At 33.7% G+C, this 15,343-nt stretch carries 11 protein-coding genes and 3 tRNA genes; 5 read left to right on the forward strand and 9 right to left on the reverse strand.

The features are described 5' to 3' along the window. Positions 1-53 precede the first annotated feature (53 nt). The 7 genes from EKM02_RS14075 to EKM02_RS14105 all read right to left on the reverse strand — a co-directional run bounded on the left by EKM02_RS14075 (position 54) and on the right by EKM02_RS14105 (position 3,898). Positions 54-785: a CHC2 zinc finger domain-containing protein gene (locus EKM02_RS14075; protein WP_126456215.1), complete on the reverse strand. Its 732-nt coding sequence runs from the start codon at positions 783-785 to the stop codon at positions 54-56. 228 nt (positions 786-1,013) lie between these two features. Then, entirely contained in the window at positions 1,014-2,210 is a 1,197-nt protein-coding gene (locus EKM02_RS14080) for a primase-helicase family protein (RefSeq protein ID WP_126456217.1), read from the reverse strand. A gap of 95 nt (positions 2,211-2,305) precedes the next feature. Beyond that, positions 2,306-2,590, reverse strand: coding sequence for a helix-turn-helix domain-containing protein (locus EKM02_RS14085; RefSeq protein WP_158614763.1), 285 nt, complete (start codon positions 2,588-2,590; stop codon positions 2,306-2,308). A 123-nt stretch (positions 2,591-2,713) separates the two neighbouring features. Further along, positions 2,714-3,490 (reverse strand): hypothetical protein, encoded by a 777-nt coding sequence (locus EKM02_RS14090; RefSeq protein WP_126456221.1) that lies wholly within the window; start codon positions 3,488-3,490, stop codon positions 2,714-2,716. A gap of 140 nt (positions 3,491-3,630) precedes the next feature. After that, positions 3,631-3,704 (reverse strand) — tRNA-Arg (locus EKM02_RS14095). A 21-nt stretch (positions 3,705-3,725) separates the two neighbouring features. After that, positions 3,726-3,800: transfer RNA gene (locus tag EKM02_RS14100), tRNA-Pro, on the reverse strand. 14 nt (positions 3,801-3,814) lie between these two features. After that, positions 3,815-3,898 (reverse strand) — tRNA-Ser (locus EKM02_RS14105). A 230-nt stretch (positions 3,899-4,128) separates the two neighbouring features. Here EKM02_RS14105 and EKM02_RS14110 point away from each other — a divergent pair. Together EKM02_RS14110 and EKM02_RS14115 are read left to right on the forward strand one after the other, a co-directional pair. Continuing rightward, positions 4,129-5,307: an acetyl-CoA C-acyltransferase gene (locus EKM02_RS14110; protein ID WP_126456223.1), complete on the forward strand. Its 1,179-nt coding sequence runs from the start codon at positions 4,129-4,131 to the stop codon at positions 5,305-5,307. Positions 5,308-5,378: 71 nt separating this feature from the next. Further along, a complete protein-coding gene (locus EKM02_RS14115; RefSeq protein ID WP_126456224.1) occupies positions 5,379-6,140 on the forward strand; it encodes a C40 family peptidase in 762 nt (253 codons plus the stop codon). A gap of 61 nt (positions 6,141-6,201) precedes the next feature. Here the strand turns inward: EKM02_RS14115 and EKM02_RS14120 are convergent, their stop codons facing one another. Both EKM02_RS14120 and gyrA read right to left on the reverse strand, forming a co-directional pair. Further along, on the reverse strand, positions 6,202-7,470 hold the full coding sequence (locus tag EKM02_RS14120) for a tetratricopeptide repeat protein (RefSeq protein WP_126456226.1): 1,269 nt from the start codon (positions 7,468-7,470) through the stop codon (positions 6,202-6,204). Between the two features lie 63 nt (positions 7,471-7,533). Beyond that, positions 7,534-10,155: a DNA gyrase subunit A gene (gene gyrA, locus EKM02_RS14125; protein ID WP_126456228.1), complete on the reverse strand. Its 2,622-nt coding sequence runs from the start codon at positions 10,153-10,155 to the stop codon at positions 7,534-7,536. Positions 10,156-10,411: 256 nt separating this feature from the next. On the opposite strand from gyrA, the gene EKM02_RS14130 reads away from it, so the two are divergent. The 3 genes from EKM02_RS14130 to EKM02_RS14140 all read left to right on the forward strand — a co-directional run bounded on the left by EKM02_RS14130 (position 10,412) and on the right by EKM02_RS14140 (position 15,042). Continuing rightward, entirely contained in the window at positions 10,412-12,958 is a 2,547-nt protein-coding gene (locus EKM02_RS14130) for an ATP-dependent Clp protease ATP-binding subunit (RefSeq protein ID WP_126456230.1), read from the forward strand. Between the two features lie 138 nt (positions 12,959-13,096). After that, positions 13,097-14,467: a 30S ribosomal protein S6--L-glutamate ligase gene (gene rimK / locus EKM02_RS14135; protein WP_126456232.1), complete on the forward strand. Its 1,371-nt coding sequence runs from the start codon at positions 13,097-13,099 to the stop codon at positions 14,465-14,467. Between the two features lie 59 nt (positions 14,468-14,526). Then, entirely contained in the window at positions 14,527-15,042 is a 516-nt protein-coding gene (locus EKM02_RS14140) for a DUF421 domain-containing protein (RefSeq protein WP_126456234.1), read from the forward strand. The last annotated feature ends 301 nt before the right edge of the window (positions 15,043-15,343 follow it).

A 15,343-nucleotide genomic window follows, 5' to 3' on the forward strand; every position in this document is an offset into this window, starting at 1 on the left:
TTTTATAATATAGTCCAAATATAATATAAAAAAAACCAATTATCAAAATTGGCCTATATTATATTTTCGTTTGGTATTACTTTGTATTTCTCTAAAATGGATATATTCTTCACTACTAATGCAGCCGAATTTAATATCAAATAATCTGATTCATTTATATTTTTTTCATCACTAATTTGAAGGGAACTTAAATAGTCAAAGAAACCCTCAAAAATTTTTACAACTGTACATCCATTATCAATTAATGTGATATCCTTTTTACCCAAACATATTTTAGCATATTTTGACCGGAGCTCCCAGCCATCACTTTTATTCTTGAAACCTATTGCGAAGTATTTTTTTTGGTCGATTTCATAATGAACCTCTTCTATTTGCATTAAAGCATACGAATTTATTATTCCCCTACTTACTAAATACTGTTTTAAGGCGCTATGTTCAATTCTTTTTACGATTAATACATTATTACAATTTCCCTCCTTTTTTCTTTCATAAGCAAGTGCTGTTTGCTTTTGAAAAGAAAAAGTATCACTGCTTTGTAAATACTTTAAAGCTTCGCTTACCGTACATTTTTTTAGTTTAACTATAAGATCTACCACATTGCCACCTATTTGCTCGCCATGGTCAAACCATCGATTTAATTTCAAATTAAGCTTAAATGAAGCTGAATTTTCAGATCGAAAAGGAGACAAATACCAACTTTCTTTTCCATTAGTACTTATGTGTTCATATCCTAGATTTTGTAATATTTCTACTATTGAAATATCTCGTGCTTGTGCTATATTCATTGTGTTTTTTTTAGGGTAGAAAAAAATGTTGAAAAGTGATGAATTGATGACAAAACTACTTTAAGCCAATACTGCAAAGGAATTAGACCGTCATCAATTTGTCATCACGTCATCATTTTCGGGTTCTTTTTTTTTCTTGTCATCATTTTTTGTCATCACTTTTTATTTTGATGACAAAATGATGACAAGCTTAAGCCTTATAATTAGCGGGCTGAAAGCCTATTCTCATCAATTCATCACTTTATCGGCTAAAAATTTTCTAGAAACCGAATAATACCTCCCTTTGGATTGATTTTGATAAAAATCTAAATCCATTGTTATTGTAATTTTTTGGTATTGATTTGAGTTTTTTGCAGGCTCCAGTTCCCATATTTCACGAACGATTTTTTTTATTTCAACAGCATCATATTTCAACCTGAATTTGTTTAGGATATTTAGTAAATCTGAAAAACAAAATTCCAGAGCTTCAATATCTAAACTCTCCATTGTATTCATTAGCACGTTAGCTAGTTCAGCTTCCACTTTACTACTATTGAATCTAACCAATCTTTGTAAAGCTTTGGTTTTTATCTGTTGCGGAGTAAACCACATTCGAGATTGATTTTCAGTAGAGAGTTCTCTATTGGTCAGGAAATTTAAAAATGCAGGAATTTCAGATATCAATTTTTCTAAAAAGTGAACGTCTTCCTTCTCAAACTTTTCAATTTTCAACACCCAAAACCGAATTTCATCTGCATCAATTTTTATAAATGAGGTTTCATTATTAGAGCATAAAATAAATTTTCCAAAAAATTGTGACTCTTTTTTATCTTTACCTTTCGATTCGGTTTTATGAGAATTAGTAGTTGATAAGTATTTGATTCTCTCGGTTAATTCATCTGTCTTAAATAAAACTTCATCCACGGCAATAATTAGTTTTGAAGTCCAATCTGCATTAAATTGAGAGGTAAAGTCACTATTAGTTAGAAAAGTCATATTGAACTCAAAAATGACTTTCAGCCACTTTAAGAATGTTGACTTACCCGTAGCTCTTTCTTTACTCACCAAACAAAGAATTGGGAGTATTTGAGTAGGTTTTAAATACAGGATTTGCAGATAATCAATTCCCATTTCTTTTTGATCTCCAAAAATGTGGTTTAAAAAAATCATCGTATTAGAAATATCTCCTTTTCCAGGAGATTTACTAATTTGATGATACGTGTTGTAATAGTCCTGAACTCTTTTTTTAAAGTGTTCAGGACGGTTTTCTGGAATGCATATAAAACCATCAAAGCGTTCTATCTCTGAAAGTGTATTTTTTCCATGATCTTGGCGTATTAGTTCGGAACTCCAAACCACTAGTATTTCGATAAAATCACCATTTAATGACGGGTATAATGATTTCTTGAAGTAGGTAGTTCCTACTCTTAAATATAAATTTTTCATATACAATTAGAATTAATTGTATCTTTGAGAGATACAAAGGAGTTACAAATAAAATAGAGCACAATATTTATAGTCGTTAGCTATGATTATTGTGTTTATTTTTTCCAATGGTTTTCATTTGATTGTTGTTCGCTCACTGAAGGACTTTCATTGCGAAGTAAGAAAGCTTCGAGATCAACTCGTTTAAAATAGATAAGTTTGCCAAGTGGCTTAAAGAAAGTAATTCTTTTATCTGATGTCAATTTGTATAAATATGACGGTTTCATATTTAAGAACACTGCAGCTTCTTCAACAGATAAAATAGGCTTAACTGCCAGACTTAATTTTTGAATGCTATTTTCTATACTAAATAGCTTTTCTTCGATTTGTAAATTGCTCATAGTTTCTTTTTTGAGATTTAAGATTCTCTTCGTGAGAACCATGAAGCAAAGGAATAGAAAGGATAAAAATAAAAAAAGACAGTTAATCTGTTTTAACTGTCCTTACTTTCAAAAAAAACTCTCTCATTTTTTTTTCATCCAGTCCCCAATTAACTTAGAATAAACCTCTTTCTCCTTTTTAGGATGTCCGATCTCGTTAAATTCAAAATATTTGTTTATCATGGTTACACTTTCGTTTCTATCTTTAGTCAATACCTGATTATGAAATAAATCATTAATATAATCAAAAAGCATCTGTCTGTTTTTATGACCACTATCCGCAACTGGTTTCCAAATTATTTTATCAATAGGTTCTTCTAGCAATATGAAAGTTTTAAAAACTGATAATTCACAATCAAACAATTTGTTTTCCAAAGCTTCCAAATACTTTTGTTTAATTTCTTCATTAGTAAAAGTAAAAGAGGTATTCATTTTCTTTACATCTTCTAACAAAATATTATTTTGCTCATTGATGACATTTGAGCCTAATTGAATATCGTTAATTTCATTAGAACAATTATTAAGATATTTTTTTGAAGGAGTTCTTATTTTATTTTCAATAAAAAAACATATCCCGGCCAACCCAACAGTACCTACAATGAAAGTACTCCATATGTCAAACAAAGATTTAGGTTTAATAAGTGGTTGGTAACTGAACCAAATTAAAAAAGAAGCAAGCAAAAATAAAATTAAATATATTTTTAACTTTTCAGGATTTATTTTTTCATTCCATTCTATTTTTTCTTCAAAATAATAAATAGACAAAATAGGAGTGATAATAAAAAACAATCTCCCTACTATAAAAAGGTAAAATAGAAAAAGTATCACCCAGTAGCCAGTAATAATTTCAACAGTTTCCATAATTTTAATTTTAGCTTTATCAAAAATAGGAAAAAATAAGCAGAGAATGATTTACTTCATTTGACTGTAATGTTCGTCAAATGTTCGTCACAAGGCATAAAAAAAGCCCTTACATTTCTGTAAAGGCTTGATTTTCAAAGTGAAGGCAGAAAGATTCGAACTTTCGACCGCCTGCTTAGAAGGCAGGTGCTCTATCCAGCTGAGCTATGCCTCCATTGCTCATGTAAAAAACTAGTCGGGGTGGCAGGATTCGAACCTGCGGCCTCCTGCTCCCAAAGCAGGCGCGATAACCGAGCTACGCTACACCCCGAAAAAAATATAAAGCGGAGGGACAGGGACTCGAACCCTGGCACCGATTGCTCGATGACAGTTTAGCAAACTGCTCCATTACCACTCTGGCACCCCTCCAAGCTCAAAGAAACGTGTCCTGTTTTGCGGTTGCAAATTTAACACATCTTTACGTTCCTCACAACTATTTAGACCTTTTTTTTAAATATTTTTTGTCCTAATTCTAAAAAGACTTCACAATCAAACATATAGAATATAAATAAATTTTTAAAAGAGATTATCCCAACATCAAAATACGAAATTGTTTAAAAAAGATTAAATTTGCTACATAAACCAACATTATATAAATCATGAACAAAAGAGTTGTTATCGTTTCTGCCGTTAGAACACCTATCGGTAGTTTTATGGGAGGATTATCTACAGTTACCGCTCCTAGATTAGGTGCTGTGGCTATAAAAGGAGCTTTGGACAAAATAAAATTGGATCCAAATTTAATTGATGAAGTATTTATGGGTAATGTAGTTCAAGCTGGTGTAGGACAAGCTCCTGCTCGCCAAGCTGCACTATATGCTGGTTTACCTAATTCTGTTGCTTGTACTACAGTCAACAAAGTATGTGCCTCTGGAATGAAAGCTGTAATGCTAGGTACTCAAGCCATTTTATGTGGTGATGCTGAAATTGTTGTTGCGGGCGGAATGGAAAACATGAGTTTAATTCCTCACTATATGAATTTGAGAACAGGAACTAAATTTGGTCCAACAACATTTATTGATGGTTTACAAAAAGATGGACTTGTTGATGCTTACGACAACAACGCAATGGGCGTTTGTGCGGACTTATGTGCCGCTGAATATAATTTTACCCGAGAAGACCAAGACAACGCCGCAATTCAATCCTACGAGCGAAGTGCAAAAGCTTGGGAGACCGGAAAATTTGATAATGAAATTGTCTCTGTAGCCGTTCCTCAAAGAAAAGGAGATCCTATTATAATTTCTAAAGACGAAGAGTTTTCTAATGTAAAATTAGACAAAATACCTTCATTAAATCCTGTTTTCACAAAAGACGGTACAGTTACCGCAGCAAACGCTTCTACAATAAACGATGGAGCAGCAGCTGTGATATTAATGAGCGAAGAAAAAGCAATCTCTTTAGGATTGAAACCTCTGGCGTATATAAAAGGGTATGCAGATGCCGCACAAGAACCAAAATGGTTTACAACAAGTCCATCAAAAGCAATTCCTAAAGCATTAGAAAAAGCAGGAATAGCCATTACTGATGTTGATTATTTTGAATTCAATGAAGCTTTTGCTGTAGTTGGCCTAGCCAATGCCAAAATTTTAGGACTAGAGAGCAGCACGATTAATGTGAATGGTGGTGCTGTATCATTAGGACATCCTTTAGGTTGCTCCGGAGTAAGAATTATTGTTACTTTGATCAACGTATTAGAACAAAATAATGGTAAAATTGGAGCTGCTGCAATCTGTAATGGTGGTGGTGGTGCTTCAGCAATTGTTATTGAAAGAGCTTAAAATAATTATAAATTAGGAGTCGTATATTAAAAACATATAACTCCTAATTCTAAACTCATAAATTACCCTAAATGTTCGGAATTTGTAATCTAGCAATGATACCACTTCGGTTTGAACCCAGTGATAAAAGCGAAATTGTTTCTCAAATTTTATTTGGAGAACATTTTGAAATTTTAGAGCAAATGAAACAATGGTCTCGCATCAAAGTACAGTACGACGAGTATGAAGGCTGGATCGATTCTAAACAATTACAGTTGATTTCAGAATCAAATTTTAATCAATTGTCCGCAGAAACGATCATATTGAATTCCGATTTAATTGAATATATCACTACTCCAGATAATCAATTAATTCCTATTCCGCTCGGATCCTCGGTTTCATTTATAAATAACAGTGAGATAAACATTTCGAATTTTGAGTTTGATGGAACAAAAACAAGTGGCAAAAAAACAAAAGAGCATTTAATAAAAACTGCCTTTATGTATTTAAACGCTCCTTATCTTTGGGGAGGGAAAACTCCTTTTGGAATTGATTGTTCAGGATTTACTCAAATGGTGTATAAACTGAACGGATATAAATTGCTTCGTGATGCCTCTCAACAATCAAAACAAGGGGAAGCTTTAAGTTTTATAGAAGAAAGTGAACCAGGAGATCTCGCTTTTTTTGATAACGAAGAAGGCAACATAATCCATGTAGGAATAATTATGGATGATAATTACATCATTCATGCCAGTGGAAAAGTACGAATTGACAGGCTTGATCATTTAGGAATATTTAATGCCGAAACCAATAAGCATACACACAAATTAAGAGTAATTAAAAAAATCATATAAAAAAAACCTCTCTCAAAATAGTAATTCGAGAGAGGTTATTTTTAAATTTAAAAATCTAGCATTAATTCTTTGCCTTCAATGCCTTGTATTCAGCTGTCATTTCTAAAGCGCTATATACGCCTAAAAGTGTTTTTGAAACATCCTCATTTTTAGGATCTAGTTCAACTGCTTTTGCAAGAAAAGGAATTGTAGCTTTGAATAAATTTTCTCTTTTCTTTTTCAATTCATCATAGCGCTTCATATCCTTAGTAGAAGTTCCTAATTTATTCATTTCATCGATAATTACCTTTTCATCCTCTAACTTCATGGCCGCTAAATTGATGTAAGCATTAATGTATTTAGGATTAATTTCAATAACTTTTAAATAGTACTTTTCAGCGTCTACCTGATTTTTTGCATTAGCACTAAGAACTCCTAAATTAAAAACTAAATCAGCATCATTAGGATTTTTCTCTAATACTTGAGCGATCAGCTTTTTATACATTTCAAAATCTTTTGTTTCTAAATAAAGATTTGCTTCTGTCAAAACTAATGAAGTATCTTCCGGATTTGCTTGTCTTGCATCCGATATTGCTTTTTTAGCCTCTTCAATTTTTCCGTTTTGCACTAAAATTAAAGCTATGTTTTTATAGATCTCTCCTCTTTTAGAAGGAATAGCTTCTGTTCTTGGTTTTTCGTGAGTCCCTATTTTCACTACTCTGTCTCTTTCCGGAGCCGTTGTAAAAAGATCTTCTTCATTAGTGATTTTATTCACCGCAAAAAAACTGGTTCCTTTTCCAGAATAATTTAAGTTTTTCAAATCATCATACAACTTAAGTGCTGTGTCATATTCTGCCGCATTCACATAAGTAGAGGCCGCATAATACAAATTGAGAGTGTCTTTTTTATCTAATAAATATGCATCATACAGTTTTTTTGCGCTATTTGAATGCTTATTGATTTTTGAATCCGCTATGGCAGCATTAATCAATTTATATTTAATTTCTGTAATTGAACCTGCAGCTTCTGTAGAAAATTTCAATTTACCGGAAACTTTTTCAGCATCAATTAAATCTTGATATGCTTTTGCCGCAAGCGAAAGATTAGCATCTACATCTACTTTTTTATTGGCTAAATCCAATAAAGCATTTCCTTTTACAAAGAAAAATTGTGCTTTCTCCGCCTCTTTAGCATTAGCGATGAGAGATTCGGCTTCCATCAAAATGGTAACTGCTTCTTGAGATTTACCCCCTTTTAATGCTTTTTCAGCGGCTTTAATTTGATCTTTTTGAGCAAAAGTGGCTACTGAAATCACTAACGCTGATGCTAGTACTACATATTTACTTTTCATGGTATTCGATTTTGTTTAATAGTTCTTTTTTAATAGTTCTTTATTAATCTACACTTATTCATACTAAGCTTCGTCATCTGAATCGTCTTCGTCTTCAGTGTCTTCGTCTTCACTTTCAGAATCGTCCTCTTCATCCTCCTCTTCAACTACACCATCCTCTTCAAGAACTTCAAGAACAGGTTTTACTCTTTCGATAGCTTCCGACTCAATAATATTTCCGTCTTCATCAACAACTACTTCCGCCACATCGTCTTTCATTACTTTAGTGACTGCAGCTATTGAATCGTTTCCTTTTATATTGATCAGTTTTACACCTTGCGTAGCACGTCCCATTACTCTCAAATCCTCTACAGCCATTCTGATAGTCAATCCAGATTTATTAATAATCATTAAATCATCCGCATCAGTAACGGCATTAATAGAAATCAGCTTCCCAGTTTTCTCCGTAATATTCAAGGTTTTTACTCCTTTACCTCCACGATTTGTAATTCTGTATTCGTCAAGGCTTGACCGTTTCCCATATCCGTTTTCAGCAACTACTAATATCTCACTGCTCATGTCATTTACAGTAACCATGCCAATTACTTCATCTGAATCGTCCTTAAGTGTAATCCCACGAACTCCAGAAGCTGTTCTTCCCATTGGGCGGGTTTTAGTCTCTTCAAATCGAACTAATTTTCCTGATTTAACCGCTAATATAATTTGGCTTTGACCATTAGTTAACTTAGCCTCTAATAACTCATCGCCTTCTTTAATTGTGATCGCAGCAACTCCATTGACTCTAGGTTTAGAATATTTTTCAAGAGATGTTTTCTTTACCTGCCCTTTTTTGGTTACCATGATAAGGTTATGGCTCGTAATGTATTCCTTGTCTTTTAAATCTTGTGTACAAATAAATGCTTTTACTTTATCATCGCTTTCTATATTTACCAAGTTTTGAATTGCTCTTCCTTTAGCGGTTTTACTTCCTTCTGGAATTTCGTATACGCGCATCCAAAAACATTTTCCTTTTTGCGTAAAGAACATCATATACTGATGATTTGTTGCCACAAACATGTGTTCTAAGAAATCCTGATCTCTTGTTCCTGCACTTTTTTGACCAACTCCTCCTCTATTCTGGGTCTTGTATTCTGTTAGGTTTGTACGCTTAATATATCCTGCATGTGAAATTGTAATCACTACATTTTCATCTGCAATTAAATCTTCAATACTAACGTCTCCTCCTGAATATTCAATTACGGAACGGCGTTCATCTCCATATTTATCACGAATTTCCGTTAGTTCTTCTTTAATCAAGGCTATTCTTAAGTTTACATCTGCTAATAAAGCTTTTAAATGCTCGATTAACTTCATGATTTCCTCGTATTCTGTTCTTAACTTATCTTGTTCAAGGCCTGTTAATTGACGCAAACGCATTTCAACAATGGCACGAGATTGAATATCGGATAAATTGAATCTTTCAATTAATTTTTCTCTAGCTTCTTCGGTACTTTTTGAAGCTTTGATTAAAGCAATTACTTCGTCAATATTATCCGAAGCGATAATCAAACCTTCTAATATATGCGCTCTAGCTTCCGCTTTTTTCAATTCAAATTGCGTCCTGCGAGTCACCACATCATGACGGTGCTCAATAAAATAATGAATCAAATCTTTTAGATTCAACATTTGCGGACGCCCTTTAACAATGGCAATATTATTTACACTAAAGGAAGACTGTAATTGTGTAAACTTATAAAGTGTATTTAAAACTACGTTTGGTGTAGCATCACGTTTTAAAATATAAACGATGCGCATCCCGTTTCTATCCGATTCATCTCGGATATTCGCAATTCCATCAATTTTTTTATCGTTAACCAAATCAGCCGTACGCTTAATCATATCGGCCTTATTAACTTGATAAGGAATTTCGGTAACGATAATACATTCTCTTCCGTCCACTTCTTCAAAACCTACTTTGGCACGCATTACAATACGTCCTCTACCTGTTTTGAATGCTTCACGAACGCCTTCATATCCATATATAATACCACCTGTAGGAAAATCGGGGGCTTTGATATGCGTCATTAACTCATCAATCTCAATATCATTATTATCCATGAAGGCTAACGTACCGTTGATTACCTCGGTTAAGTTATGAGGAGGCATATTTGTAGCCATACCTACTGCAATTCCGGTTGCCCCATTTATCAACAAGGTAGGAACACGCGTTGGCATAACTGTTGGCTCTTCTAATGTATCATCAAAATTTAATTTAAAATCAACAGTTTCTTTATCTATGTCCGCTAAGATTTCTTCCGAAATTTTGCGCATTCTAGCCTCCGTATAACGCATTGCTGCAGGACTATCCCCATCCACAGAACCAAAATTACCTTGACCGTCAATCAATAAATAACGCATACTCCATTCTTGTGCCATACGAACCATGGCATCATAAACAGAGGTATCACCATGTGGGTGATATTTTCCAAGAACTTCCCCGACAATTCTTGCGGATTTTTTATGGGCAGATCTGGAGTTTACACCTAAATCATGCATTCCATAAAGTACTCTTCGATGTACTGGTTTCAAGCCATCTCTGACATCTGGAAGTGCTCTTGATACAATTACTGACATCGAATAATCGATGTAAGCTGTTTTCATTTCATCTTCAATGTTAATAGGAATTAACTTTTCTCCTTCAGACATAGGTTGTTATATTAAATAATTATATTAGTTTCAAAACGTGCCAATATACGCCTTTTTGAAATTTTTATACCTTTTTTAAAATACTTATTTAAATGATTTATCAACAAATTATTTCGCGATTTTAGTTAATAATTTAAGGTAAATTTAACTTTAATATTATGATTATTTTTGTCACTTAGCTGACAGCACTACGAATAGGAATGGTTTTTGTTTTTCTATCACTAATTCACTAAATTTACGATATCAAATATATATTATGGATGATAATTTTTCACCAAGAGTAAAAGACGTTATTACCTACAGCAAAGAGGAAGCAATGCGATTAGGGCATGATTTTATAGGAACAGAACACTTAATGTTAGGTATTTTAAGAGACGGAAACGGCAAAGCAATTCAAATATTAAACAACCTAGATGTTGATTTAGAACATTTACGTAGAAAAGTGGAAATCTTAAGCCCTGCTAGCCCAAGTCTAGAAGTAAATGTTGAGAAAAAAAACTTACACTTAACACGCCAAGCAGAACGAGCCTTAAAAACTACTTTTCTGGAAGCTAAAGTATTTCAAAGCACCTCGATTAGCACAGCACACTTATTGTTGTGTATTTTAAGAAATGAAAATGATCCAACAACCAAGCTATTGAATAAATTAAAAATTGATTACGATATAGCTAAAGAACAATATCAAAACATGACTCCAAACGAAGAAGATTTTATAGAAAATTTGCCACGAAATGAATCATACAATGACGATTCAGGACAAGATGACAGTCAAAAAGAAGGAACTTTCAACAATCCAGCCAATAAGTCTAATAAAAAATCAAAAACACCAGTTTTAGATAATTTTGGAAGAGATTTAACCGAAATGGCTGAAGAAGGAAAATTAGATCCAGTTGTAGGACGTGAGAAAGAAATTGAACGTGTTTCTCAAATTTTGAGTCGTAGAAAAAAGAACAATCCATTACTAATAGGAGAACCCGGTGTGGGAAAATCAGCCATTGCCGAAGGTCTAGCGTTGCGAATTATTCAGAAAAAAGTATCACGTACTCTATTCAACAAACGTGTTGTTACCTTGGATTTAGCCAGTCTTGTTGCCGGAACAAAATACCGTGGGCAGTTTGAAGAGCGTATGAAAGCAGTGATGAATGAATTGGAAAAAAATGATGATATCATTCTTTTTATAGATGAAATTCACACCATTGTAGGTGCTGGTGGTGCAACTGGATCTCTGGATGCATCCAATATGTTTAAACCGGCATTAGCGCGCGGTGAGATTCAATGTATTGGCGCTACAACATTAGACGAATACAGACAATACATAGAAAAAGATGGTGCATTAGAGAGACGTTTTCAAAAGATAATTGTAGAACCTACATCCGTCACTGAAACGATTACAATTTTGAATAACATCAAAAATAAATATGAAGACCACCATAATGTTACTTATACACAAGAAGCTATTGAGGCTTGTGTAAAATTAACTGACAGGTACATGTCTGAACGCTTCTTACCGGACAAAGCCATCGATGCTTTAGATGAAGCAGGCTCCAGAGTTCATATTACCAATATTGAAGTTCCAAAACAGATTTTAGATTTAGAGCGTCAATTAGAAGATGTTCGAGAACTGAAGAATATTGTGGTAAAAAAACAAAAATATGAAGAGGCCGCTAAACTTCGTGATGACGAAAAACGTATTGAAAAAGATTTAGCTATTGCACAAGAACAATGGGAAGAAGATTCAAAAAACAACAGAATAGAAGTTACGGAAGACAATGTAGCCGATGTTGTATCGATGATGACCGGAATACCTGTGAACCGAATAGCACAAACCGAAAGCAATAAATTGGCTAAATTACCAGAACTTATTGAAGGAAAAGTTATTGGACAAAGAGAGGCCGTCATGAAGATTGCACGTTCGATACAACGAAATCGCGCCGGGTTAAAAGACCCAAATCGACCTATTGGATCCTTTATCTTTCTAGGACAAACCGGTGTTGGTAAAACACAACTTGCTAAAGTATTAGCTAAAGAGTTATTCGACTCTGAAGATGCTTTGGTACGTATTGACATGAGTGAATACATGGAGAAATTTGCTATCTCTCGTTTAGTTGGTGCACCTCCGGGATATGTAGGGTATGAAGAAGGCGGTCAACTGACTGAAAAAGTGCGAAGAAAACCCTATTGTGTGGTCTTATTGGATGAGATCGAAAAAGCGCATCCTGATGTTTTCAATATGTTATTACAAGTGCTGGATGACGGATATTTAACGGATAGTTTAGGCCGAAAAATTGATTTCAAAAATACCATAATAATCATGACTTCGAATGTTGGTGCCAGACAATTAAAAGATTTTGGACAAGGAGTCGGTTTTGGAACTGCTGCCAAAGTAGCGCAGGCTGATGATAATTCAAAAAGTATTATTGAAAACGCCTTAAAGAAAACTTTTGCTCCTGAATTCCTTAACAGAATTGATGATGTAATTGTATTCAATGCTTTAGAAAAACATGATATCGATTTAATTATCGAAATCGAATTAAAAAAATTATTCGCTCGTGTGGCCGAATTAGGATACCAATTGAATCTTTCTGACAAAGCAAAAGCATTTATAGCTGAAAAAGGTTTCGACAGGCAATTTGGCGCAAGACCACTAAAAAGAGCCATTCAGAAATATGTTGAAGATACCCTTGCAGAAGAAATTATCACTTCGAAAATAACAACCGGAGATGAAATCTTCATGGATATCGAAGAAGGGGCACAAGAATTAACGGTTCAGGTTCATAAAGCCGGCGAAGCCACAAATCCTTAAATAATTCCTTTGAATCTTAACCATAACCCGTTACGTTTTTATAACGTAACGGGTTTTTTCTTTATGATAAAACACACTTTTTTTGAAAACAAATATTTACATTTGGTTTTTATAACATTGATCCATTAAAATTACTTTATGTCTGAAAACAAATTTATCCTAGGTAGTGAAGAATGGTGCTCATTCCCTGAAATAGGGATTCCAACCATTAAAGCACGTGTTGATTCCGGTGCTAAAACATCTGCGTTACACGCTATAAATATTGCTCCATTTATTAAAAACGAAAGCAATTGGGTGAAATTTGACATTAACCCAATCCAAAATAATTTAAAAACAGTAATTCATTGTGAAGCGCCTTTGATTGATAAACGCATCGTTAAAAGTTCAAGTGGCTTTAGAGAACAACGCTATGTAATTCAAACAAATCTACAAATAGGAAGTTCAAAATGGCCTATTGAGATGACATTGACCAATCGAGATTCCATGGGTTTCAGAATGCTTTTAGGCCGCGAAGCCATGAGCGGAAGAGTTCTTGTTGACCCGGAGCAAAAATATCTTTTAGGACAACCCACGCCCGATAGTCTAAAAGAATTGTATAAAAATTCCGAGAAAGCAAGTTCCGGATTACGCATCGGACTTTTGGCCAGTAATCCTGAATTGTACAGCAACAAGCGTATAATGGAGGCTGGCGAAATGCGTGGTCACGAAATGCACTTTCTGAACATCAAGGAATGCTATATGAAACTGGATGCAAAAACGCCAGAAATTCATTATCGTGGCGGTAAGATACTAAATCAATTTGATGCCATTATACCCAGAATCAGACCTAGCATTACATTTTACGGTTGCGCTTTGACCAGGCAATTTGAAGCATTAAAAGTATATTGCTTAAATTCATCGAATGCTATTACGCAATCACGTGATAAATTATACTCTTTGCAATTACTATTGAATCATGGTGTTGAAATTCCTACTACTGGTTTTGCTAATTCCCCTTTGGATACGGATGATTTGATAAAAATGGTGGGCGGTTCTCCACTAATCGTGAAATTACTAGAAGGAACACAAGGAAAAGGAGTTGTGTTGGCAGAAACAAAAAAAGCCGCAGAAAGTGTCATAAATGCTTTCAAAAGCTTAAATGCCAATATATTAGTTCAAGAATTCATCAAAGAAGCCAATGGAAAAGACATTCGTTGTTTTGTAATTGATGGAAAAGTAGTGGCTGCTATTCAGCGTGAAGCAATGCCGGGCGAATTCAGGGCTAACATTCATCTTGGAGGAACAGCATCTGTTATAAAAGTAACCGCTGAAGAAAAACGTATTGCCATCAAAGCAACCAAAGCAATGGACCTCAAAGTGGCAGGTGTAGACATTATTCGTTCCGCTAAAGGCCCGTTGTTATTAGAAGTAAATTCATCGCCAGGACTAGAAGGAATTGAAGGAGCTACCAATAAAGATATTGCCGGCGAAATGATCAAAGCAATCGAGAAAAATTTTAAAATAAAATAGCAGTCAGTAGCCGTTTACAGTCTATTGAAAACTTTTAAAATTACTTTAAAACTAAAAAAATGAACGAATATCTTGATATAATTCTTCGAAGTATTTTCGTTTATTTTTTTATGGTTATTGCCTTGAGACTTTTTGGCAAGAAAGAATTGTCTCAACTAAACACTGCTGATGTAATATTAATTCTGCTAATCAGTAACTCTGTTCAAAATGCAATGGTAGGAAACGACACCAGTTTATCGGGAGGTTTAGCTGCGGCAACTGTATTGTTTACCATCAATTTTATTTTAAAAAAATTGATGTTTAAGTACCCAAGATTCAGTGATTTCATGCAAGAAAAACCAGAAATCCTTATACACAACGGCAATTTGGATTTTAAGACTCTTAGCAAATTAAACATCACTTCTGATGAATTAAAAGAAGCCATGCATGAACATGGAGTCGAATATTTTAAAGATGTAAAATTAGCAATCCTAGAAATAGACGGAAATATTAGCATTATATCCGGAAATGCTAATTTAAAACAGACCCATTACAAACGAAGACGCATTCATAAAAATTTGAGTGGAATAAATTAGACATAAAAAAAACAATATATATTCACGAAATTTATTTTCTTGAAATAAAGTGCTGTTAAAAAATTAAACACTCCTATAAAATCACAAAATTTGCCCTTAACGCCTTTTAATAAAAAACATATTTAACGAAAGAAATACAAGATCTTCTGTTTTAAACAAATATATTTTTGGAGCATAAAAAAACCATTCTCAGTAAGAATGGTTTTTTATTATGATTTTTCTTTTATGTCTTGTCCTGAATAACCGATACAGATTATTAGATAAAAATATTTAATTAAACACTTGCAAAAACGTTTTTGCA

The organism is Flavobacterium sp. RSP49 (assembly GCF_003968735.1).
In the GTDB taxonomy this organism is placed as follows: Bacteria; Bacteroidota; Bacteroidia; order Flavobacteriales; family Flavobacteriaceae; genus Flavobacterium.

Excerpts from the sequence above, each read along its gene's own strand:
- EKM02_RS14075 (WP_126456215.1), bottom strand. The coding sequence starts at position 785 with ATGAATATAGCACAAGCACGAGATATTTCAATAGTAGAAATATTACAA.
- EKM02_RS14080 (WP_126456217.1), bottom strand. The coding sequence starts at position 2,210 with ATGAAAAATTTATATTTAAGAGTAGGAACTACCTACTTCAAGAAATCA.
- EKM02_RS14085 (WP_158614763.1), bottom strand. The coding sequence starts at position 2,590 with ATGAGCAATTTACAAATCGAAGAAAAGCTATTTAGTATAGAAAATAGC.
- EKM02_RS14090 (WP_126456221.1), bottom strand. The coding sequence starts at position 3,490 with ATGGAAACTGTTGAAATTATTACTGGCTACTGGGTGATACTTTTTCTA.
- EKM02_RS14110 (WP_126456223.1), top strand. The coding sequence starts at position 4,129 with ATGAACAAAAGAGTTGTTATCGTTTCTGCCGTTAGAACACCTATCGGT.
- EKM02_RS14115 (WP_126456224.1), top strand. The coding sequence starts at position 5,379 with ATGTTCGGAATTTGTAATCTAGCAATGATACCACTTCGGTTTGAACCC.
- EKM02_RS14120 (WP_126456226.1), bottom strand. The coding sequence starts at position 7,470 with ATGAAAAGTAAATATGTAGTACTAGCATCAGCGTTAGTGATTTCAGTA.
- gyrA (WP_126456228.1), bottom strand. The coding sequence starts at position 10,155 with ATGTCTGAAGGAGAAAAGTTAATTCCTATTAACATTGAAGATGAAATG.
- EKM02_RS14130 (WP_126456230.1), top strand. The coding sequence starts at position 10,412 with ATGGATGATAATTTTTCACCAAGAGTAAAAGACGTTATTACCTACAGC.
- rimK (WP_126456232.1), top strand. The coding sequence starts at position 13,097 with ATGTCTGAAAACAAATTTATCCTAGGTAGTGAAGAATGGTGCTCATTC.
- EKM02_RS14140 (WP_126456234.1), top strand. The coding sequence starts at position 14,527 with ATGAACGAATATCTTGATATAATTCTTCGAAGTATTTTCGTTTATTTT.